Source organism: Nitrosomonas sp. GH22, assembly GCF_009833115.1.
GTDB lineage: Bacteria > Pseudomonadota > Gammaproteobacteria > Burkholderiales > Nitrosomonadaceae > Nitrosomonas > Nitrosomonas eutropha.
The window spans coordinates 147,013-168,709 of the sequence record NZ_QRCA01000013.1; the positions used below are offsets into that span (position 1 = coordinate 147,013).

General features: G+C 48.2%; 18 protein-coding genes and 1 tRNA gene. 15 read left to right on the top strand and 4 right to left on the bottom strand.

The window, feature by feature from the left end:
• Positions 1 to 223: 223 nt before the first annotated feature.
• From ABF86_RS06170 to ABF86_RS06225, 12 genes are all read left to right on the top strand, one after another.
• A complete protein-coding gene (locus ABF86_RS06170; protein WP_074455286.1) occupies positions 224 to 883 on the top strand; it encodes a hypothetical protein in 660 nt (219 codons plus the stop codon).
• Between the two features lie 137 nt (positions 884 to 1,020).
• Entirely contained in the window at positions 1,021 to 1,908 is an 888-nt protein-coding gene (gene folD / locus ABF86_RS06175; RefSeq protein ID WP_011634656.1) for a bifunctional methylenetetrahydrofolate dehydrogenase/methenyltetrahydrofolate cyclohydrolase FolD, read from the top strand.
• A 41-nt stretch (positions 1,909 to 1,949) separates the two neighbouring features.
• Positions 1,950 to 4,610: a pyruvate dehydrogenase (acetyl-transferring), homodimeric type gene (gene aceE / locus ABF86_RS06180; protein ID WP_074455284.1), complete on the top strand. Its 2,661-nt coding sequence runs from the start codon at positions 1,950 to 1,952 to the stop codon at positions 4,608 to 4,610.
• Between the two features lie 42 nt (positions 4,611 to 4,652).
• A complete protein-coding gene (gene aceF, locus ABF86_RS06185) occupies positions 4,653 to 6,029 on the top strand; it encodes a dihydrolipoyllysine-residue acetyltransferase (RefSeq protein WP_074684761.1) in 1,377 nt (458 codons plus the stop codon).
• Positions 6,030 to 6,082: 53 nt separating this feature from the next.
• A complete protein-coding gene (gene nadD / locus ABF86_RS06190; RefSeq protein WP_011634659.1) occupies positions 6,083 to 6,778 on the top strand; it encodes a nicotinate-nucleotide adenylyltransferase in 696 nt (231 codons plus the stop codon).
• The gene (gene rsfS, locus ABF86_RS06195; protein WP_074455282.1) at positions 6,775 to 7,140 is read left to right on the top strand and encodes a ribosome silencing factor; all 366 of its coding nucleotides are present in this window, start codon (positions 6,775 to 6,777) and stop codon (positions 7,138 to 7,140) included. Before nadD ends, rsfS begins: the two co-directional genes overlap by 4 nt.
• A 91-nt stretch (positions 7,141 to 7,231) precedes the next feature.
• Positions 7,232 to 7,699 (top strand): 23S rRNA (pseudouridine(1915)-N(3))-methyltransferase RlmH, encoded by a 468-nt coding sequence (gene rlmH, locus ABF86_RS06200; protein WP_074455281.1) that lies wholly within the window; start codon positions 7,232 to 7,234, stop codon positions 7,697 to 7,699.
• Between the two features lie 81 nt (positions 7,700 to 7,780).
• Positions 7,781 to 8,404, top strand: a complete 624-nt coding sequence (locus tag ABF86_RS06205; protein WP_074684760.1) for a nucleoside triphosphate pyrophosphatase — start codon at positions 7,781 to 7,783, stop codon at positions 8,402 to 8,404.
• Between the two features lie 32 nt (positions 8,405 to 8,436).
• Complete coding sequence (gene rng, locus ABF86_RS06210) at positions 8,437 to 9,888, top strand: ribonuclease G (RefSeq protein ID WP_074455279.1); 1,452 nt, start codon at positions 8,437 to 8,439, stop codon at positions 9,886 to 9,888.
• Positions 9,889 to 10,111: 223 nt separating this feature from the next.
• Positions 10,112 to 10,840, top strand: a complete 729-nt coding sequence (locus ABF86_RS06215; RefSeq protein WP_074455278.1) for an energy transducer TonB — start codon at positions 10,112 to 10,114, stop codon at positions 10,838 to 10,840.
• 3 nt (positions 10,841 to 10,843) lie between these two features.
• Entirely contained in the window at positions 10,844 to 11,641 is a 798-nt protein-coding gene (locus tag ABF86_RS06220) for a MotA/TolQ/ExbB proton channel family protein (RefSeq protein ID WP_074455277.1), read from the top strand.
• Positions 11,641 to 12,066: a biopolymer transporter ExbD gene (locus ABF86_RS06225; protein WP_074455276.1), complete on the top strand. Its 426-nt coding sequence runs from the start codon at positions 11,641 to 11,643 to the stop codon at positions 12,064 to 12,066. The genes ABF86_RS06220 and ABF86_RS06225 overlap by 1 nt, the downstream gene beginning before the upstream one ends.
• Before the next feature lie 69 nt (positions 12,067 to 12,135).
• Here ABF86_RS06225 and rlmB read toward each other — a convergent pair whose 3' ends face one another.
• The gene (gene rlmB, locus ABF86_RS06230; protein ID WP_011634667.1) at positions 12,136 to 12,918 is read right to left on the bottom strand and encodes a 23S rRNA (guanosine(2251)-2'-O)-methyltransferase RlmB; all 783 of its coding nucleotides are present in this window, start codon (positions 12,916 to 12,918) and stop codon (positions 12,136 to 12,138) included.
• A gap of 27 nt (positions 12,919 to 12,945) precedes the next feature.
• Positions 12,946 to 15,150, bottom strand: coding sequence for a ribonuclease R (gene rnr / locus ABF86_RS06235; protein ID WP_074684759.1), 2,205 nt, complete (start codon positions 15,148 to 15,150; stop codon positions 12,946 to 12,948).
• A gap of 98 nt (positions 15,151 to 15,248) precedes the next feature.
• Here rnr and ABF86_RS06240 point away from each other — a divergent pair.
• The 3 genes from ABF86_RS06240 (at position 15,249) to ABF86_RS06250 (ending at position 18,633) form a co-directional block, all read left to right on the top strand.
• Positions 15,249 to 15,333, top strand: a tRNA-Leu gene (locus tag ABF86_RS06240).
• Positions 15,334 to 15,763: 430 nt separating this feature from the next.
• Positions 15,764 to 16,921 (top strand): DNA polymerase IV, encoded by a 1,158-nt coding sequence (gene dinB, locus ABF86_RS06245; RefSeq protein ID WP_160803494.1) that lies wholly within the window; start codon positions 15,764 to 15,766, stop codon positions 16,919 to 16,921.
• Between the two features lie 335 nt (positions 16,922 to 17,256).
• Positions 17,257 to 18,633 (top strand): sigma 54-interacting transcriptional regulator, encoded by a 1,377-nt coding sequence (locus tag ABF86_RS06250; RefSeq protein ID WP_083341448.1) that lies wholly within the window; start codon positions 17,257 to 17,259, stop codon positions 18,631 to 18,633.
• A 29-nt stretch (positions 18,634 to 18,662) separates the two neighbouring features.
• Here ABF86_RS06250 and ABF86_RS06255 read toward each other — a convergent pair whose 3' ends face one another.
• Together ABF86_RS06255 and ABF86_RS06260 are read right to left on the bottom strand one after the other, a co-directional pair.
• Positions 18,663 to 19,427, bottom strand: a complete 765-nt coding sequence (locus ABF86_RS06255) for an amidohydrolase family protein (RefSeq protein WP_074685102.1) — start codon at positions 19,425 to 19,427, stop codon at positions 18,663 to 18,665.
• Positions 19,428 to 19,510: 83 nt separating this feature from the next.
• Positions 19,511 to 21,682, bottom strand: a complete 2,172-nt coding sequence (locus ABF86_RS06260; RefSeq protein WP_083341449.1) for an N-acetylmuramoyl-L-alanine amidase — start codon at positions 21,680 to 21,682, stop codon at positions 19,511 to 19,513.
• Between the last annotated feature and the right edge of the window lie 15 nt (positions 21,683 to 21,697).

The window sequence follows — 21,697 nt, forward strand, 5'->3', positions numbered from 1 at the left end:
GCATTATAACGGCTTGCCTGCAAACTTGTTTGCGTGTTTTGATGAACAGATTGAATCCGAAAACCTGCCCGGAGAGCCTTGGCAAAGGCTCCCCATTTGCTCGAACCTTCCTTGGACTTACTTTTACTTTTCAGGATTTGTGGATTTCATGTGTTATCCAGCCAGTATATAATGAGAAATTAAAACTGTTATCGCAAAGGACGAAAATCCTGATCGGCTCACAATGGAAAATACAGAAGAAAAATTCGAGGAAGAGATACTTGATGCCTGCATCAAGCACACAAAAGAAATTTTAGCAGAGCAACTGCCGCTTGTTAAAGATAAAAAATATGATTTTGCACCGCAATTCAAGGATTTGACTATTCAGCTTTATCTCGTTGGTGTCATGCAGCAGTTTTATGATCAATACGAAGCAACCACAGCAGATGCACAAGAAAAGGCATTTCAAGCGCTGTACCATATGATGGTCAAGGATGGTGTCAAATCCAACCGCGCCAAAAAGCAGGCTGTATTCGTCAGAAAAATGTCTGTACTGGAGGATGGTGATGAAGCGCTGGCACTCGCATTGGGCTATGAATCAAAACCCGGTGATCATAGCCTGGCTGAGGTCTTTGATCATTATGTCGGTGAAGCCAGAGTATCAAAAGGACTCTGGCACTCCTATGATCAAGGAAAAATCATTTTATTGCTGGGTGGTTTGCTCTTTGCCATGGCTGGTGTATGGTTCGTAACAATCTATCTTCCGGAAAGCGATGGCGTCACCATTCTGGCGATCGGGTTACTGACGGCATTTCTGTTCATAACGCCCGTGTTCCTGATTGGCCTCTTGATTTATCGCTACAAAACAAAAAGAGGCAAACGCTCCAAAACTCCGCCTCTTTAACTGAGTAGCCCTTGGAGAAGAGCAGAAACGTAAAAAAAATTTGCCAGGAAAAAAACATTTTGGCGAAAATTTCCTAAATCAGCCCTACTGATTTAAGCAGGCTATTTACCTGCTCTATTCGATATCTCCTGAATTTTATGAGTGCAACGATTATCAGCGGTAATTTTATCGCAAGCAAACTACGCGAAGAACTGAAACAACGTATCCGAATCCTCTCGGAAACATGGATGCAACCCGGCCTGGCAGTTATTCTGGCAGGAGACAATCCGGCATCTTCCGTATATGTTCGCAACAAGGCAAGAACCTGTGGAGAATTGGGTATCCACTCCAAGGTTTTTAATTTCTCTGCTGATACTCCCCAGAAAATTATATTACGGCAGATACAGGATTTGAACGCTAACCCCGAAATTCACGGTATTCTGGTGCAATTGCCTTTACCCAGCCATATCCAGATGAATGAAGTCATTGCCGCCATAGCAATTGAAAAGGATGTAGACGGATTTCACCCCTGTAATGTAGGCGCATTGGCAACAGGACACGCCTTGTTTCGTCCGTGCACTCCCTTTGGCGTCATGAAAATGCTGGCGGAATATGGCATCCCGCTTCAGGGGCAACACGCAGTTGTTGTCGGGCGCAGCAATATTGTCGGAAAACCGATGGCGCTCATGCTGCTGGAACAGGGCGCAACTGTCACAATTTGCACCTCACAAACTCGGGAACTAGCCAGCCACACCCGCAGCGCCGACATTATCGTAATGGCCACAGGCAAAGCAAATTTACTGACAAGTGATATGATCAGGACAGGTGCAACTGTAATCGATGTCGGTATTAATCGTCTGGCAGATGGACAGCTTTGTGGTGATGTCGAATTCTCAGGCGTAAAAGAAAAAGCAGGATATATCACACCGGTTCCAGGTGGAGTGGGACCGATGACTATCACAATGCTGATGAATAATACTATCGAAGCTGCGGAACACGCGAAAGCAAAAGCTCAGATTGAAGCTCGGTGCGGTTCTATGCAGTAATCTTGAACTTGTAGACTTGTAAACAGGGAGCAGACCCCAATATGGATCCACTGGATATCGACCCCCAGGAAACACAGGAATGGCTGGATGCCCTGGAAACGGTGCTAATTAACGAAGGGGCTGAGCGCGCTCATTTTCTACTGGAAAAATTGGTGGAAAAAACGCGCCGCACCGGCGCCTACCTGCCCTATAGCGCTAACACCGCTTACATCAACACTATTCCAACTGGTAGAGAAGAACGTTCACCCGGTAACCACGCGCTAGAGCATCGTATCCGCTCCTACATTCGCTGGAATGCAGCAGCAATGGTATTACGCGCCAACCGCCATACCAACGTTGGCGGCCATATTGCGAGCTTTGCCTCAGCAGCTACGCTCTATGATGTCGGCTACAACCATTTCTGGCGCGCTGCCAGTGAACAGAAAGAAGGAGATCTGGTTTACGTACAGGGCCACTCTTCCCCTGGTATTTATGCTCGCGCTTTTCTGTTAGATGAACTAACTCTCGAGCAAATGGATAATTTTCGCCAGGAAGTAGACGACAGCAACAGTCTTTCTTCTTATCCTCATCCATGGCTCATGCCGGATTTCTGGCAATTTCCCACTGTCTCGATGGGCCTAGGGCCACTTATGGCGATCTATCAGGCACGCTTCATGAAATACCTTGGGGCGCGCAACCTGGTTAAAACCGATGACCGTAAGGTCTGGGCGCTCATGGGTGACGGCGAAATGGATGAACCGGAATCTCTGGGGGCAGTTTCCTTGGGGGCTCGTGAAAAGCTTGACAATCTAATTTTTATTATCAACTGTAATCTGCAGCGTCTTGATGGGCCGGTGCGAGGAAATGGCAAGATTATCCAGGAGCTGGAAAGTACCTTTCGTGGCGCTGGCTGGCACGTAATCAAGGTTATATGGGGTTCCTACTGGGATCCTCTGCTGGCAAAAGACACCAAGGGATTACTGCAACAACGCATGATGGAATGCGTCGATGGTGAATACCAGACTTTCAAATCACGTGACGGTGCTTACGTGCGCCAGCACTTCTTCGGAAAATATCCGGAACTGCTGGAGATGGTCGCCAGCATGTCTGACGACGATATCTGGCGATTAAATCGGGGGGGCCATGATCCTCACAAGGTGTACGCTGCCTACAGTGAAGCAATGAAACACACCGGCCAACCAACCGTGATACTGACCAAAACGATCAAGGGTTACGGTATGGGCGAGGCCGGCGAGGCGCAAAATATCACTCACCAACAGAAAAAAATGGGTACGACCTCGCTGAAGGCGTTTCGAGATCGTTTTGGACTGCCAGTACCGGATGACAAAATTGACGAGATACCCTATCTCAAGTTTGAAGAAGGTTCGCCTGAATACAACTATATGCGTGAGCGGCAGCAAGCAATGGGGGGGTTCATTCATCGTCGACGCCGCAAGGCCGAAGCTCTACAAGTACCACCGTTATCCGCATTCGAGACATTACTCAAAGCAAGTGGTGAGGGGCGTGAATCCTCCACCACAATGGTATTTGTGCGCATACTCAACATCCTGGTAAAAGATAAAAACATCGGTAAGCACGTGGTGCCGATCGTAGCGGACGAATCGCGTACATTCGGTATGGAAGGCATGTTTCGGCAGCTGGGCATTTGGTCATCAGTAGGTCAGCTTTATACTCCGGAAGATGCCGATCAACTGATGTACTACAAAGAAGACAGAAGCGGGCAAATCCTGCAGGAAGGAATCAATGAAGCAGGGGCAATGGCATCATGGATGGCTGCGGCGACTGCCTATAGTACACATGGTGTGCAAATGATCCCGTGCTATATTTTCTACTCGATGTTCGGTTTCCAGCGTGTGGGTGATCTTGCCTGGGCGGCGGGCGACATGCGCTGTCGCGGCTTCCTGCTGGGGGGGACTGCCGGTCGTACCACGCTGAATGGTGAAGGATTGCAGCATGCGGATGGCCACAGTCACCTGGCCGCCTCCACCATTCCAAACTGTGTATCCTACGACCCTACTTTTTCTTACGAACTTACGGTTATCATTCAGGATGGCCTACGCCGCATGTACCAGGAGCAGGAAGACGTCTATTACTACATCACCGTGATGAACGAAAATTACTCGCACCCGGAAATGCCCAAGGGTGCCGAGCAAGGCATTCTGAAGGGTATGTACCTGTTCCGTAACGGGAATAAACATAACAGCAAATTGCATGTGCAATTACTAGGCTCCGGAACGATTTTACGAGAAGTAATCGCTGCGGCAGATATTCTGGAAAAAGATTACAAAATCTCAGCGGATATCTGGAGTGTCACCAGCTTTAACCAGTTACGGCGGGAAGCACTTAGCGTTTCACGCTGGAATCTGCTTCATCCAGACGAGCCAGCCAGACTATCGTATGTAGAAACCTGTCTGAAAGATCGTGAAGGGCCTGTTATTGCCTCGACCGATTACATGAAAATAGTTGCCGATCAGATCCGGGAATTCATTCCGAATCGTTACCGCGTACTAGGTACGGATGGATTCGGTCGCTCGGATACACGCGAGAAACTAAGACACTTCTTTGAAGTGGATCGTCATTACGTCGTAGTTGCGGCGCTCAAGGCATTGGCGGATGAAGAAAAAATTTCGGTATCAGAGGTAACCAAGGCAATCCGGGCCTTTGCGATCGATCCGGAAAAACCCGAACCGGTCAAGGTTTAAGCCCGTTCACAATTGGTAGAATAATTTTGTCTCACCCTGACGATATTTGTTGCAGCGAATCAAGGAGCACATGTGGCTGAAGTCAAGAAAATTCTGGTCCCGGATATCGGGAGTTTTGAAGATGTCCCGGTTATCGAAATCGTGGTCAAGCCTGGCGATAGCGTACAGGCTGAAGATCCTTTAATCGTATTGGAATCGGACAAGGCCACGGTTGAGGTGCCCTCGCCTTACTCCGGAATAATCCGAGAAATTATGCTTCAACCAGGTACTAAAGTCTCTAAGGATTCAGAAATCCTGACTATGGAAGTGGTATCAAGTGCTGAAGAAAAGGTCTCCAAACCTCAGCCATCCGAGCCACAACCTGCGCAACCCGCACGAACAGAAGCAGCAACCGAATCAAATCAGCCTGAAACTATACCGGTGGTCAAATCTACACCCACCACAGCAGCGAAACCAGCGACCCCTCCTTCTTCATTGCCGAAACTTGATCAGGAAGTCGGGGCGCATGGTAAGACAATGCCTCATGCAAGTCCCTCGATAAGACGATTTGCCCGGGAATTGGGAGTGGATCTGACCAAGGTAGTTGGAACCGGCCCCAAGCTGCGTATTCTCAAGGAAGATGTACTGGCTTTTGTGAAACAGGTATTAGCTAGCGAACACAATACTGGAAGTGTGCTTAACCTGCTGCCCTGGCCATATGTAGATTTTGCGAAATTCGGGCCAATCAAACTGAAATCATTGTCACGTATCCGACAAATTTCAGGTGCTAACCTTCATCGCAACTGGGTCATAATTCCGCATGTCACGCAGTTCGACGAGGCAGATATCACCGATCTGGAAGCACTCAGAAAAACTCATAATGAAACCCGGCAGAATAATGGCACCAAACTAACCATACTGGCTTTTCTTATCAAGGCGGTTACAGCAGCTCTAAAAAAATTCCCGGAATTTAACGCCTCCCTAGACAACAGTACGGAGGAAAGTCAACTCATCATAAAATATTACTACCATTTGGGATTTGCAGTCGATACACCCAACGGGCTGGTGGTTCCAGTTATTCGGGACGCCGATCAGAAAGGAGTAATCGATATCGCTCAGGAACTTGCCAGGCTGTCCTCACTTGCCCGTAAAGGTAAATTAATGCCCAGTGACATGCAAGGTGCAAGCTTCACTATATCGAGCCTGGGAGGTATCGGTGGAACCGGCTTTACACCCATTATCAATGCGCCGGAAGTAGCCATTCTAGGGATATCCCGTGCAGGTCTGAAACCAGTTTATCAGAATGAAAAATTTGTTCCACGCCTGATACTCCCGTTCTCGATATCCTATGATCACCGGGTAATTGATGGTGCAGCGGCCGCACGTTTCACTACACATTTGGCCAGCATTCTGACAGACATGCGACTTGCGCTGTTCTGAGTGATGCACAACCAATCAGGCAATGCGGTGCCTGATTGTCTATTTATCGGCAAATGGCTGAAGTAACAGCATACTCACTCATCGGAATTTACGGTGGAACATTTGACCCCGTTCATTATGGGCATCTGAGAATAGCGGAGGAATTGACAGGAATTTTACGGCTAAGCCATCTGTTTTTTTTACCCGCAGGCCAGCCCCGGTTGCGCGATACGCCCATTGTACCCGGAGCACATCGCGTTGCCATGTTGCACGAAGCCATTCGTGGAAATGCTATGTTTTCAGTGGATGACCGTGAAATCAAACGATCTGGTGAAACCTACAGCGTCGAATCACTGCAAGAAATCCGACAGGAATATCAAGCGAAATACAAAGCAGGCAAGCATATTGCACTTTGTTTCATTATTGGAGCCGATGCCTTTATCAGGCTGCCACACTGGCACCGTTGGCGTGAATTGTTTGAATTGTGTCATCTTATTATTGTCAATCGACCTGGGTCGGCTTTGCTCAACAATCTGTCCGATCTACCCGATGAATTGAAAGCTGCTTGCCAGACTCACCAGGCAGTTACGGTCGAAGAGTTGAAAAATTTGCCCTGTGGCCACATCTTTACTACACCCACAACCTTACTGGATATTTCATCCACCAAGATCAGAAGCCTCATTGCTTCAGGAAAAAGTGCACGCTATCTGCTGCCTGAAGCAGTCCTCGACTATATTGACAAGCATAATTTTTATGCCGGAGAAAAATGAAATTACCTAACGAACAACTTAAAACAGTCATAATGGCTCTGGAAGACCTCAAGGCCAGCGATATCCATGTCATAAATGTCAGCAAGCTGACTGCATTATTCAATACCATGGTCATAGCCAGCGCCGATTCCACACGTCAGACCAAGGCACTGGCAGGCCACGTACAAGAAAAGGTAAAGGCAGCTGGAAGGATCGTTTACGGAATGGAAGGCGAACAAACAGGAGAATGGATGCTAGTTGACCTGGGCGATATCGTTGTCCACATCATGCAACCCGCTATCCGTAGTTACTACGACCTGGAAGGACTCTGGGCGGAATCATCCTGGCAGTTACCACAGGAAAATTCCGCTGTATACAGTTAACTCATGGCTGCGAAAATTGGTTTTAAAATAACATAGCCTCTTCCTAAACCTGTTCATTCCTATAAATTTTGCACGCTTATTATTCTGCATCATGAAGCTCCATATCCTGGCGGTTGGCAATAAAATGCCGGACTGGATTAAAAAAGGATACACAGAATACAGCCAGCGCATGCCTAAAGAAGCCGAGATGCAGCTGGTAGAAATAAAACCGGAAAAGCGGATCGGTAAAAAGACCGAGCAACTATTGCAAGCCGAAAGTGCACGTATCCGTATCGCTTTACCGCCCGGGTGCCATATTGTTGTTCTGGATGAATCAGGCAAACAAGCCACCACTGTCAGGCTGGCTGAACTGATGACCAATTGGAGAGAATCTGGCCGGGATGTAACGTTCATCATTGGCGGAGTAGATGGACTGCACCGGGATATTAAACAAATAGCTCACGAAAAACTGGCGCTTTCTACTATGACATTGCCGCACGGGCTGGCGAGAGTATTGCTGGCAGAACAACTTTATCGGGCATTTTCCATCACCCGGAATCACCCCTACCACCGTGCATAATTTGTAATCCTGCTGTAGAGTTCCAGCTACAAGTGCACAATATTTTGCTTATGGAAACATACCTTAAGGCTTGATCCGGGAATGATTACTACAGCTGGCAGTTATATTTATCTGGTATCACGCAGTGCTCGCAGACGCGATCTGCTCAAGCAGATTGGCATCAGGCACACCATATTGCTCATGCGGGAAACCTTATCCCGCCCGGTTGACGTGGATGAAACGCCTGTTCCAGAAGAATCTCCAGCCGATTATGTCTACAGAATTACCCATACCAAAGCAGAAGCTGGCTGGCTACGCCTGAAACAGCGGCGCCTGCCCGTTTTGCCTGTACTGGCTGCAGATACTATTGTTGTTCTGGACGGTCGTATCCTGGGAAAACCAAAAGATACCGGACATGCGGAGGAAATGTTGCGCGCACTCTCTGGGCAAGAACACCAGGTGCATACAGCAGTAGGGCTGGCATTCCAGGGGCAGATCAGGTTACGTTTATCAACAACGATCGTTCGATTCCGGGATATCAGCCCGCACGAAATCCGGGCTTATATTGCCAGCAACGAGCCGTATGACAAGGCAGGTGCCTACGCTATTCAGGGAAAAGCAGCTGCTTTCATCATCAACATCAGCGGGAGTTATAGTGGGGTAGTTGGATTGCCACTATTTGAAACCTCCCAGCTACTGGAAGAAACAGGAATCCCCATTTTCTGAACAAGAATAAATATAATCGGATCCCAGTTTATATGAGCAGCGAGATTCTCATTAATGTCACCCCGCAAGAAACGCGTGTTGCCATCATAGAACAAGGAATCACACAGGAACTGCACATTGAACGCACCAGCAGCCTTGGCATTGTAGGCAATATTTATAATGGACGCGTCAGCCGTGTATTGCCTGGTATGCAGTCAGCTTTTATTGATATTGGTCTTGAACGGGCAGCTTTCCTGCATGTGGCAGATATCCATGAATCCGGCCAGACTGAGCACAATAAGCCGATAGAGCAACTCCTGTCTGAAGGCAGCAACATCCTCGTACAGGTCGTCAAGGATGCAATTGGTGTGAAAGGTGCCAGACTCTCCACCCAGATCAGTCTTGCGGGACGTTTGCTGGTCTATTTACCGCAAGAATCCTATATTGGTGTATCCCAGCGCATCGAAGATAACAATGAGCGCGAATCGTTACGCCAGAAATTACAGAGCATTCTTCCACCTGATTCTTCCGGCGGCTACATTATCCGGACCATGGCCGAAACCGCTGATGAATCAGAGTTACAGGCTGATATCGATTATCTTCACAAACTCTGGCAGGACATCCAGAAAAAATCATTAACCATTTCTCCGCCTTCCCTGCTTTATCAGGATCTGGATCTGAGCCATCGGGTATTGCGCGATTTTGTCAATGCCGACACCTACCGGGTTCGGATAGATTCACGCGAAACTCACCAAAAGCTGACCACCTTCGCCCAGGAATACATGATGAGTGACATGGAAAAAATCAGTCACTATACTGGGGAGCGACCATTATTCGATTTATACGGTGTTGAGCAGGAAATCGAAAAATCACTGGCCAGACGTGTCGATCTGAAATCTGGCGGATATGTAATCATCGACCAGACCGAGGCGCTGACCACCATGGATGTCAACACTGGCGGCTTTGTTGGGGTACGAAATTTTGATGACACCATATTCAAAACTAACCTTGAAGCTGCTCAGGTGATTGCACGACAACTACGACTACGTAATCTGGGCGGTATCATCATCATCGATTTTATCGATATGGATCGCGAAGAACACCGGGCTGCAGTTCTGGCTGAGTTTAATAAAGCCTTGCAAAAGGATCGGACTAAAATGACTGTCAACGACTTCACCGCGCTGGGGCTGATCGAGATGACCCGTAAACGCACACGTGAAAGCCTGGCGCAAATCCTTTGCGAAACCTGCCCGACTTGCCAGGGACGCGGAGAAATCCGGACAGCACAAACGATCTGCTATGAAATTCTGCGTGAATTGTTACGGGAATCTCGGCAGTTCAACGCCAAAGAATATCGTATTCTGGCTTCACAACAAGTAATTGATCTCTTTCTGGATGAAGAATCCCAGAGCCTCGCCCAACTGGGTGATTTCATTGCCAAACCCATAGGCCTGCAGGTAGGTACAACCTATACGCAAGAACAATATGACGTCATCCTCATTTAACCTTTCTCCTGCGACAATATGTCGCATTGCAACCCGCACTAGGCTGGTCTAAAATTTTCAGACAAAGCGATGAGGAGATTGATAATCGTTATCAATTCTGATAGCATCCGAAATTAATATACAAGCATGTTCAACTTGACTAGCTTAAGCGTTTTAGTTTTCGCAACACCAAACAGCTAACTCTAAAATCGCGTAAACGGAAAACATACATTACATACATGGTATGGCTAAAATCTATCATAAACCGGTCCTTACTGGTATATCTCTCATCAGCTTCCTGGTAGTGGTAGCAGCGCACGCCACCGTACTTTACGGTATGTGGCAATATCGCTTCAGCGCTACAGCTCCAGAAACGATCACACTTTACGCGCAGTTCATTGCGCCACCTGAAAAACAGGAAGAAGTTGCCGAAGCGCCCAAAGCGGAGCTGAAAGCAGAACATGTGCCTCCTCAGGTAAAACCCAAGCCACCTATCAGGAAGGTACAACCTCAACCTAAACGCCAGCTGGTAGCCAAGGCACCTGCTGTTACCCAGCAGGAAAAGGTTGTGCCCGAGCCACCCATTGAAGAACACAAACCGGAACCGGAACCAGAACCGGAAAAGAAAATCGTCAATGAAACGGTCGCTGCAGCCAAACCTGCACAGATGCCAGCAGGTCCGGTTACCCTGTCTTCCGAATTGTCTGTATCCTGTCCGGATCTGGCCAGCCCCGCCTACCCTGCTCTATCCCGTCGCCTGGGCGAGGAAGGGAAGCTGATACTCCAGGTGAAGCTGGATGAAACAGGTCGAATAAGCAGCGCCAAAGTTGTCGAAAGCAGCGGATATTCAAGATTGGACAATGCCGCCCTGTCTGCTGTCAAAACCTGGCGTTGCCGGCCAGCAATGCGCGGTGGACAAGCAGTACCAGCAATTGCCCTGCAGCCTTTTAATTTTGTCATCGAAGGAAGTTAATAGATGGAAAAAACACTGGGGTTCTCTAATTTTCTGACACAGGTTGACTCTGTTGGAATGAGTGTGCTGATACTTCTACTTGCCTTGTCAGTCGCAAGCTGGTACCTGATTGTGACCAAAAGTATCAGCAATATGATTGCCTCTCGTCGCGCAAAAGATTTTCTCAAGCATTTCTGGCATATTGATTCTGTGCCCCAGCTTAAAACAGAGATCAGTGCGATGACTGATAGACATGCGTTTGTTCAGCTGGCTAAAACAGCATTGGCTGCCACTGCAGATTCACAAAAGCACGGACTGGAGAAACTGGCGGCAGCTGGTGGTACAAACGAGCTGCTCACCCGTTCGCTGCGCAATAGTCTGGATCAGGAAGCGGCCCGTATTGAATATGGTCTCACCATCATTGCTTCAGCAGGCTCTTCTGCACCCTATATTGGATTGTTCGGCACAGTCTGGGGGATTTATCATGCCCTGATCCAGATTGGCTTGTCTGGTCAGGGTACGCTGGATAAAGTGGCTGGTCCGGTGGGCGAGGCATTGATCATGACAGCCCTGGGCCTGGCGGTTGCCATACCTGCTGTACTGGCCTACAACGCCTTCATACGACGCAACCGCCTGTGGATGGCCCAACTGGATGACTTCGCTCATGATCTCTACACCATCATGACAACAGGCAGCAAGTCCAGCGAAGAAAATAATCAAAAAATACCTCAAAAAGAAGCATCAACCATCTCACAGCATACCCGGGTAACAGAACCGACCAATCTATCAGCAGACGTTATCAGCGGAGAGGGGCACCACTAATGGCTTTCGGTGATTCAACCCGTTATCAGAGCAAGGCGGCCATGACTGAAATCAACGTGGTACCGCTAGTGGATGTAATGCTGGTATTGCTGATTATTTTTATGATCACAGCCCCTTTGCTCACACACTCGGTAAAAGTTGATTTACCCAAGGCATCTAGCACCCTCAATCAAACCAAACCGGAACATATTGAATTTGCTATACATGCAGATGGTAGTTTTTACTGGGGCGGAGAACCTGTTACGCTGGATCAGCTACCTGCACGCTTTGCCGAGGCAGTTAAACAATCCGATAAAACTGAGTTACATATTCGTGCTGACCGTGACACACATTATGAATTGGTAACCAAGGTCATGAGTATTGCTGCTACGGCAGGGCTGGCACGCATTGGTTTTGTGACTGACCCAACCGAGAATCAACCCTGACAAGGACTGGACTCATCCATAGAACAGGAATCGGATATGCAGTTAACCTCAAACCACCACACCCGTAGTTCAAACAACTTCTTTCGCAGAAAGTGAGTTCAACCCAGTTTTTGCCTTTTGAACATGCTGGCGGCAGGTTTCAAACAGGCATATGCCGGCACTGACTGATACATTCAAACTTTCGATACTGCCGCTCATCGGGATACTTACAAGCTGATCGCAGGTTTCCCGAGTCAGGCGACGCATTCCCTCACCCTCGGCACCCAGTACCCAGGCAATAGGTCTTGTCAGCGTAATTGAATCAAGTGTATCGGATGCATCAGCAGTTGTACCTACAATCCAGATGCCCTCCTCCTTCAGTTCACGCAAGGTTCTGGCCAGATTGGTCACAGCAAAAAAGGGTACAGTATCCACTGCACCACTGGCAACTTTATGAACCGTTGCCGATAAACCGACTGCCCTATCCTTGGGGACTATCACCGCATGCACACCAAACGCATCGGCAACACGCAAACACGCCCCCAGATTGTGCGGATCCTTCACGCCATCCAGCACCAGCAGAAATGCCGGCTCGGTCAATCCATCCAGTAAATCTTCAAGTGCAGTGTACTGCTGCAACTTCATCACATGGGCTGCCACACCCTGGTGACGAGTCGTACCGGTCATTTTACAAAGTCGATCCTGATTACAGAGAATCAGACGTGAGGAAGTGGTCTCAGCCAGATTCATCAAATCACGCGCACGCTGATCCTGTCGATTGGTATCCAGATAAATTTCCTTGATGCTGTCCGGATGTTGCCGTAAACGGCTGGTAATGGCATGGAAGCCAAAAATATACTGGGAATGAGACATGATGGCGATGAGAAATGAAGAAGAATATTATTTGCTTGATTTCTTGCGTGCGTTGTTATTGTCTGCAAGGACAAAATCTATCTTGCGGGTGGCCAGATCGACCCGGACAAGTTTTACTCGCAAGCTGTCACCTAACCGGAAACTAATTCCGCTACGTTCACCACGTAATACATGCTTGACCGAATCATGCCGAAAATAATCACTGGGTAATTCTGAAATATAAACCAGACCTTCAACATAAATAGTGTTCAGGGTAACAAACAACCCGAATGCAGTTACCCCGGTGATAACGCCATCAAAGCAATCATTAATTTTATCCTGCATATAAAAACACTTGAGCCAAGATTCAACTTCCCGCGTAGCTTCATCAGCACGGCGCTCAGTTTGTGAGCAATGTTTTCCAATCTCATGCCAGTCGCCAGGGTCATAGTGCTTGCCGGCAAGCACTGCCTTGATGGCACGATGTACCAGCAGATCCGGGTAACGCCGAATGGGTGAAGTAAAATGGGTATACATTTCATAGGCCAGACCAAAGTGCCCGGCATTATCCGGACTGTACATTGCCTGACTAAGAGACCTTAGCATCACTGTTTGCAGCAATTGTGCGTCAGTCCGTTCCCGGATATGGTCAAGTGTCCTGGCATAATCCTTAGCGCTGGGCTTATCGCCACCACGTAACTGCAAGCCGAATTCTTTCAGGAAATCTCGCAATGCCACCAGTTTTTCATCGGACGGCCCTTCATGAATCCGGTATAAAACGGGCTGTTGGTGTTTCTCCAGAAAATCAGCAGCACACACATTGGCCGCCAGCATACACTCCTCAATCAAGCGATGAGCATCATTACGCTCTACTGGGCATATTCTTTCAATCTTGCCCTGATTATTGAAAACCATTTCTGTTTCAATGGTCTCAAAATCAATCGCTCCCCGTTTTCTGCGGGATTTATGCAACACCTTGAACAACCGGTACAATAATTGAATATGCGGTAGCAGTTGTGTATATTCTGTTGCGGTATTCCCTTTGGGCTGATCCAGCAACTCGGCAACAATGTTATAAGTCAAGCGCGCATGGGAAAGCATCACCGCTGGATAAAAACGATATTCGCTCAGCTCCCCCTTGGCAGTCCACAGCATTTCACACACCATGCACAGCCGATCGACCTGCGGATTGAGCGAGCACAACCCATTTGAAAGCACTTCCGGCAACATTGGAATAACTCGTCTCGGGAAATAAACCGAGTTGCCGCGATCAAATGCTTCTTTATCCAGCGCATCCTGATCGCGCACATAATGGCTGACATCGGCGATGGCAACAAACAATCTGAAATCCTTGCCTTCCTGGCGACAATAAACAGCATCGTCAAAGTCTTTGGCCGTTTCACTGTCTATTGTTACCAGCGGTAAATGGCGAATATCTTCTCGCTTGGCAAACTCTTTCTTCAGAACCTTCTTGGGAAACTTGGTGGAAATGATTTCTGGCGAAAATTCATGGGGCAAATCGAATTTGCGCAATGCAATTTCAATCTCCATTCCTGGAGCTGCATAATCCCCCAGAATCTCAACGATATGGCCAATAGGCTGAGCGTGTTGGCCTGGCTGCTGAATAATGTTCGCCATCACCACCTGCCCAGCATGCGCATTCATGATATTTTCCTTTGGGACAAGAATATCCTGGTTAATACGTTTATCTTCAGCCACAATAAAAAAAATACCGTGATCTTCATATAACCTGCCAACCAAGTGCGTATTAACACTTTCCAGCACTCTGACGATTCTGCATTCCCGCCGCCCCCGCCGATCCACGTCATTGGTAAGCCTGGCAATTACGCGATCACCATGCAGCACTTTATGCATCTCTTTTGGGGTCAGGAACAGATCAGTACTGCCATCATCTGGAATCAAAAAACCGAAACCATCACTATGTCCCTGCACGGTTCCTTTTACGAGTTCCAGCTTGTCTGTTACACAAATATCACCCTTGCGATTACAGATAATCTGCCCGTCACGTATCATCGCAGACAGCCTGCGATGAAAAAATTCAGATTCTTCAGCAGTAATATCCAACAACTCAAGTAACTTGGGCTCGCTGATTGGCACTCCCTGTTTATCCAATATTTCCAGGATAAATTCTCGACTGGGAAGCGCTAACCCGTAACGTGTCTGCTCACGCTTAAGAAAAGGATCAAGCTCGCGAAGCTGATTTTTCTTATTTCTTTTTCTCTTGATTGACAAATCGAAGGTTTCCTATAGAATTTGCGATCTTCATGTGTTGTTTATACCTGCCTGGTTTTCACAAAACCAACCAGCAACACAGCAATAATCAAAATAATGCCCAGATGGCGGAATTGGTAGACGCGCATGGTTCAGGTCCATGTGCCTTCGGGTGTGGAGGTTCGAGTCCTCTTCTGGGCACCATTGTACTTTCCTCGAAAAATAGCACATGGCATTAACTTGTATTGTATAGATTCTCTAGTGAAGCCAGTGTAATTTAATTAGGCAGTACTCCCGATACACGCAATCAATATCTGGCAAACCCTCGACTTCCATATCTTCAGTTCTACCCGGCTGATCGCCCGGATTACTCCGTAATTTTTGCAAGATGACAATCATTTTATCAGCCACGACAACAGCATCGATGTAAAGGCAAAAACACATCGTATCATCAAATGTACGGATACCTGGAAATACATCAGGCCTCAAACGAATACCATTAAACTACTTCCTCTTACAATATCATACCGTCAAATTTCGCCAGTACAGCTTGGGCAGCCGGCTCGATTATTTTCACAGCCAGTGATTACAGCTTTTTTATACACCAGAATCTACTCAAAGATATTCTTGCTTCATGAACATGAAAAATCGCCGCATCGCTCATCTGGATATGGATGCTTTTTATGCTTCGGTAGAACTGCTGCGTTATCCGGAATTACGAGGGTTGCCTGTCGTCATTGGTGGCCGATCCGTTCACCAACCAATCATGCAACAGAATGGAACTTGTTTATATGCAAAGCTGCGCGAATATTCCGGTCGTAGCGTAGTAACAACTTCAACTTACGAAGCGCGTGCATACGGAATTTTTTCAGCGATGGGGATCATGCAGGCGGCAAAGCTGGCACCCGACGCCATATTGTTACCAGCAGATTTCGATACTTATCATCATTATTCGCGGTTATTTAAAAATGCAGTCGCTAACATCGCTCCGCATATAGAAGATCGTGGTATCGATGAAATTTATATCGACCTGAGCAAACATCCCGATGAAACAACTCCACTTGCACTGCGTATCAAACAGGCGGTACATGAAACCACTGGGTTATCCTGCTCGATTGGAGTAGCTCCCAACAAACTGCTGGCAAAAATCTGCTCTGATCTCGAAAAACCGAATGGATTGACTATCCTGACACATGCTGATATCCCACATCGAATCTGGCCTTTACCCGTTCATAAAATCAATGGCATTGGCCCCAAAACGCAAGCGAAACTCGCAGATCTGGGTATCCATAAAATTGGAGAGTTAGCCAATGCTGAGCCCGGTTTGCTCCAGATTCACTTTGGTCAGCGTTACGCACTGCAGTTGCATCACGCAGCACTTGGCAACGACAATCGTCCGGTGGTAACCAGCTCGGAACCTAAATCAATCAGCCGCGAAACTACCTTTGAACGAGATTTGCACGCACGCCAGGATCGGGAAAAACTATCCGCTATTTTTACCGAATTATGCACACATATTGCGGAAGATTTGCATCACAAAGGCTATGTCGGGCGAACTATCGGCATCAAGCTACGATATGAAGATTTTCAAACCGTCACACGCGATCAAACTTTATGTACCCCCACCGCTGATGCAACCACCATTCGCAAGGCTGCTGGAAACTGCCTTCGGCGCGTTCCCCTCGAACAAAAACTGAGATTGCTCGGCGTTCGTGCCAGCAACCTGTCCCGAGCTGATAAACTCATGAAAGAAAGCCATCTTTTCCAGGAAGAACTGTTTTGTAGCCGATAGAAAGTCCTTATTCCGTAAATTTATCTGCAGAATATCCCCTGAAAATCCCTGTGAGTTCACTAAACATCTAGAACACACTATTGATTCTCACCCGCCATATTTATGAAATAAGCACTTGGCATAACCCGGCAATCCAGTAAAATCTTTTATCCGCAGTCGGTCAAAAGGAAAGCCATGAATATCACAGCCATCAGAATGATACAAAGAGGTTTTTCATTCTCTTTCCTTATTATGGCCCATCGGGAGCCTGGCTGACACACGCCCTCTTCAATTTTCACTTCATTAAAACACTACTTTTTCGTTTGAAAATACCAGTGATGGAGGTTGAAATAGCTATGAAAGTCTGGGTTCATTGGATGAGCAAGTATCAGAGACAAGCTACTCACGACATTATTACTTTCCTGATTGAACAAGGAATCGAAATAAAAGACCATGATGATTATCTTTCTGGTCATCCTGGCGTAGTTTTCAGCAAGGAAATTACATCGGAAACTTGTGAACAGTTACGTGAGCTTAGTCATAGCGGGCAGATACCGACTCTTTTCTGTTGCGATTGTGCCATTTCGGGAAATACTATCTGGCAGCTTCTGGAAGCAGGTGCCTGCGATATCTTGACGTGTACAGAGTACAGGGTAATCATCCATGAAATCATTACCCGCCTGCAGCGCTGGGAAATAATAGATTGCATGGTAAATTCACCTGCCGTACAGAATACGCTAGTAGGAGAAAGTTCGGCCCTGAAAGCAATTCTGCGCCAGGTTGTTGAAGTAGCTCATTTTACTGATTCTTCAGTGCTGATCCTGGGTGAAAGCGGTACCGGCAAGGAATTGCTAGCCAATCTCATTCATACCCTGGACGCTCGCCCCGACAAAGGTGATCTGGTAATACTGGATTGCAGCACTATCGTGCCGGAATTATCCGGTAGCGAATTTTTCGGGCATGAACGGGGCGCGTTCACAGGTGCGGTATCCTCACGGGATGGCGTATTCGCACTCGCAAACGGTGGTACATTATTCCTTGATGAAATAGGCGAGTTGACTCTCACTCTACAAACTCAGCTGCTGCGCGTTATTCAGGAACATACTTTCAAACGTGTCGGTGGTAATGCCTGGCAGCGCACCTCATTTCGCCTGGTTTGCGCGACCAATCGTGATCTCCGGGCTCAAGTCCAAAAAGGTGAATTTCGGACAGATCTCTATTATCGTATCGCCAGCTATATCTGCCATTTACCCCCCTTGCGGGAACGCACTGAAGATATCCTCCCGCTGGCCAGGTACTTTCTGAAGACAGATCATCCTGCTCAGGATCCACCTGAGCTAGATACACCGGTTCAGGAATATTTGCTGCGCCGTGAATATCCTGGCAATGTACGGGATCTCAGGCAAGTAGTTGCACGCATGCTATGCCGCTATACAGGAAAAGGCGCTATTACAGTGGGCTGCATTCCGCCAGATGATCGACCGACAAAAGCAGAAGGCTGGAAAGAATGGTGCGACTCAGGCTTTGAACGGGCAATCCGAGTAGCGCTAAACCGGGGTATCGGCCTGAAAACTATCAGCCGAAACACTGAGGAGGCGGTATTTCGCATCGTGCTGAAGCAAGTAAACGGCAACACCCAACAGGCAGCGCAACTTTTGGGAGTAACCGACCGTACTATTCAGAACTGGAAGAAAGATAGATCATCGACCGGTAAGGCTGGAAATCCTTTGTAATCGTTTGGTCAGGCTAATCAGCGGCCGCTTCACCACCCACTTACCAATGACAGCGTTCGGGGACGCTTGACTGTACTGATCAGATTCCGGAAATTCCCTCCCAGAATCAAGGCTTCTTGAGAAGACGACAGACGTAACGCCCTGATCTTGGCAAGCTCAACTCCAGGGTGTAGCCACGGGCCGTCAGAACCAAACAGCAGCTTGGCTGCTCCAGCTCGTTTGACTGCTTGTTGTAGTAAATCAAAGCGCCGCACGCCAGAGGTATCAGCATATATATTCGGATGACGAACCAGATGATCAATCAGGGCCAATTGCGCCCGCCAGTCATCAGCAAAGCTACCCAGGTGCGGAATAATGAAATTGACATCCGGATATTCCTGCGCCAACAGCTCACAGACAGATACTTCACCCGCCACATCGTACAGTACCGGCAAGGTATAAGCCCGGGCAGCCACACAAATATCGCGTGTAATGGCAGCATCATGACGATGTATCTTGATGCCAACAAATCCGTAGCGCTTGACAGCTATCTCGACCAGCTTATGCACGCGTCCTCGATCACGCTCTGCATGTATAAAAGCAAAACCGTAGAAGCGATCAGGCCTGCTCGCTACAATGCGTGCCACCTGCTGATTGGCAGCGGCATAGTCTGAATGAAACGCAGAAAACAGTACCGTGCGCCGAATCCCTGCTACCGTTGCCCGGCGCAAATAATCCTGCAAGGGCGCCCGTGTATCCCACGGTCCGGTCAGTCCATCGCCGCTTCCGGCATGACAATGGCAATCAATGATCATCACAACCTCCTTGCTGCTATATTATTTTGATTGCCCGGTACGCGGGATCAATGTGCCCCACCGACTGATTTCCGCTACTGGTTTCAAACGAAGAGCTCCTCACCAAGCTCAGGCTGTTTGGCTTTTCCCCATGTTCGCCAACTATCGGGGATAGGATTGCCGCTACCAATTTTGAAATTTTGCCCACCATCCCGTAAACCCAGATTATTGATTGCCCATTGACCAACGTGATACCAAATATCCGGACCAGGATCGTTTTCACGACTTGCACTGGATTGTCGATGTGCCAGAATATGGGTAAGGCCCATGTTTTTAACAAGATAACGAATCAAACAACGCCCGGCCTTGATCTGTTCGGCAGTCAGAACCCCTTGAGGTGATGCGCCGTTCGGATAAACATAGCGTTTACCCCTTGTATCAGGAAAATTACCCGCAAATTCAACGGCTACACTGCCAGCATTAAATCCATTTGAAGCATTGAGGCGAGCTGTCAATGGATGCAATTGTAGTGTTTGTCCATTCGGCTTGATTACAAAATGTGCCGTGACACCATCGTACCGGTCGGGTGGCGTATTCCTCTGATTGCCGGCAGTCTGATGCAACACTAGTGCGTATACCTTACTCATATCGCGCGGTTTTCCTTTGCGCTTGTCTTTAGGCGTAAAACTTGTGCGGTCTTCGATAGGCGTACAATCATGCAGCATATTGATCACCCCACCGGAGAGCCTGCGAGCTCCCGTGCTAATTGAGTTCCATGCATCACCGAGAAATGCTTCCTGATCGGATTGCCTCGGTTGAATGCTATTGACGTGCCATTCACGATGAGTTGTATCGCCTACCTCTAAATTTCCTCCTCGAACTACTGCAGAAAGATTTGGCACATGCATCCGGGCTGCGGCCGTCAAAGCAGCATTGGCGATTGTTTCAGGATCAGTACGCGGGTCAGCCAAAGCTGCCTGCCTGGCTGCTGTCGCAGCAATACGCACAAACCGCCGTGCCATTTCCAGTTCGGCTTCTTCCGAAGGCAAACCACTGAATTCAAGCTCAAGCGCTTTACTGACAGCCGTTCCGATGGCACCGCCGATAGCCGTACCGACACCCGGTATCGGAATAAAAGATCCCAGCGCCTTGCCAACAATTGGCAGTGCAACCTTGCCAATCGCTTTTAAACCCCTACCCAATGCAGGCAATACTTTTTTGCCAACGAAACGGCCAAATTTCTTCAATCCCCGGCCGATCCCCTTGAATAACTTGCCAAGAAACAGATCCAGTTCTTCTTCACTAGAAATGGCCAGTAATTCGGCGGCAAGCTCAAGTTCCTCAGCTTCGCTGAAAGGGCTTTCGAATGCGAGTTCAAGCTCCCGCTGATTGGTGATCAAGCCGGTCGGATTCAGAGCAGTCCGGAGATTTGCTTCGATTGCTTTATGTTGAGGAGTCAGTACCCAGCAGAAGGAATAATTATCAGGATTAAGGCCAAAGGATATTACATCCCGGTGATACCCCTGCATCCGGTCATAAAGGTTCCCGGTCTCGCCAACATAACCGATATGTCCGCTGGATGAGCGATTACGGAAAACAAGCAGATATACCCCCTGCTGCCGGGGCACACGGCGATATTGCGAAAGCCGGTAACATCGTCTGGTAGCCCAGAGTTTCTGATCTGCCGGTGACATGTGACGCAGAAGTTTGCTGTAGTTGTCCCGGAATGCAGCAAGCATCTCATAACCCGATTCCATTTCCTTCACTGAAGGCTGAATATTCCGGCTCTCACAAGCAGACCTCAATGCCTCTTCCGTATCCGGCCCGGCAATACCACTCACCCTCAACCCTTGCTGCCGCTGAAAACTCCGCACTGCGCTGCGTGTATCTGCCCCCATAACTCCGGTCACTGGAAGTCGCATTCCGGCCGCCTGATTCAGACAATCCTGCAGCCAGCGCACGCGCTCCGAGCCGGACGAACTGTCCGGTTCAGCGGGATAAGGCTCGCTCACGACCGGATAAGGTTCATAAAGGGGGGCACCCCCGAAAGGCCGCCGCAACCCCTTGAAGGGAGAGCGTGGCCTGGAAATCGGAAACAATGGACGTTTACTTCCCGTTGCTCTCAAACCGGAGTGAAAACCGGGCCGCGCACTATAGCCTCTGGGTCTTGTTGGTGGACGGCGGATTCCTCGCTCTCTTTCCACTTCAAACTCTTCTCCCGCAACTTCCGGAATCACCTCCAGCGGTATGGTTTTAAATCTTAATCCCTGATTCATGATTTACCTCTTGTA

What these genes read in the sequence shown, in the direction of transcription:
- rlmB (WP_011634667.1), bottom strand. Translation starts at nt 12,918, where the DNA reads ATGTCTCATTCCCAGTATATTTTTGGCTTCCATGCCATTACCAGCCGT.
- ABF86_RS06170 (WP_074455286.1), top strand. Translation starts at nt 224, where the DNA reads ATGGAAAATACAGAAGAAAAATTCGAGGAAGAGATACTTGATGCCTGC.
- ABF86_RS06250 (WP_083341448.1), top strand. Translation starts at nt 17,257, where the DNA reads ATGAAAGTCTGGGTTCATTGGATGAGCAAGTATCAGAGACAAGCTACT.
- rng (WP_074455279.1), top strand. Translation starts at nt 8,437, where the DNA reads ATGAGCAGCGAGATTCTCATTAATGTCACCCCGCAAGAAACGCGTGTT.
- ABF86_RS06215 (WP_074455278.1), top strand. Translation starts at nt 10,112, where the DNA reads ATGGCTAAAATCTATCATAAACCGGTCCTTACTGGTATATCTCTCATC.
- rlmH (WP_074455281.1), top strand. Translation starts at nt 7,232, where the DNA reads ATGAAGCTCCATATCCTGGCGGTTGGCAATAAAATGCCGGACTGGATT.
- nadD (WP_011634659.1), top strand. Translation starts at nt 6,083, where the DNA reads ATGGCTGAAGTAACAGCATACTCACTCATCGGAATTTACGGTGGAACA.
- ABF86_RS06220 (WP_074455277.1), top strand. Translation starts at nt 10,844, where the DNA reads ATGGAAAAAACACTGGGGTTCTCTAATTTTCTGACACAGGTTGACTCT.
- ABF86_RS06205 (WP_074684760.1), top strand. Translation starts at nt 7,781, where the DNA reads ATGATTACTACAGCTGGCAGTTATATTTATCTGGTATCACGCAGTGCT.
- dinB (WP_160803494.1), top strand. Translation starts at nt 15,764, where the DNA reads ATGAACATGAAAAATCGCCGCATCGCTCATCTGGATATGGATGCTTTT.
- ABF86_RS06255 (WP_074685102.1), bottom strand. Translation starts at nt 19,427, where the DNA reads ATGATCATTGATTGCCATTGTCATGCCGGAAGCGGCGATGGACTGACC.
- folD (WP_011634656.1), top strand. Translation starts at nt 1,021, where the DNA reads ATGAGTGCAACGATTATCAGCGGTAATTTTATCGCAAGCAAACTACGC.
- ABF86_RS06260 (WP_083341449.1), bottom strand. Translation starts at nt 21,682, where the DNA reads ATGAATCAGGGATTAAGATTTAAAACCATACCGCTGGAGGTGATTCCG.
- rsfS (WP_074455282.1), top strand. Translation starts at nt 6,775, where the DNA reads ATGAAATTACCTAACGAACAACTTAAAACAGTCATAATGGCTCTGGAA.
- ABF86_RS06225 (WP_074455276.1), top strand. Translation starts at nt 11,641, where the DNA reads ATGGCTTTCGGTGATTCAACCCGTTATCAGAGCAAGGCGGCCATGACT.
- aceE (WP_074455284.1), top strand. Translation starts at nt 1,950, where the DNA reads ATGGATCCACTGGATATCGACCCCCAGGAAACACAGGAATGGCTGGAT.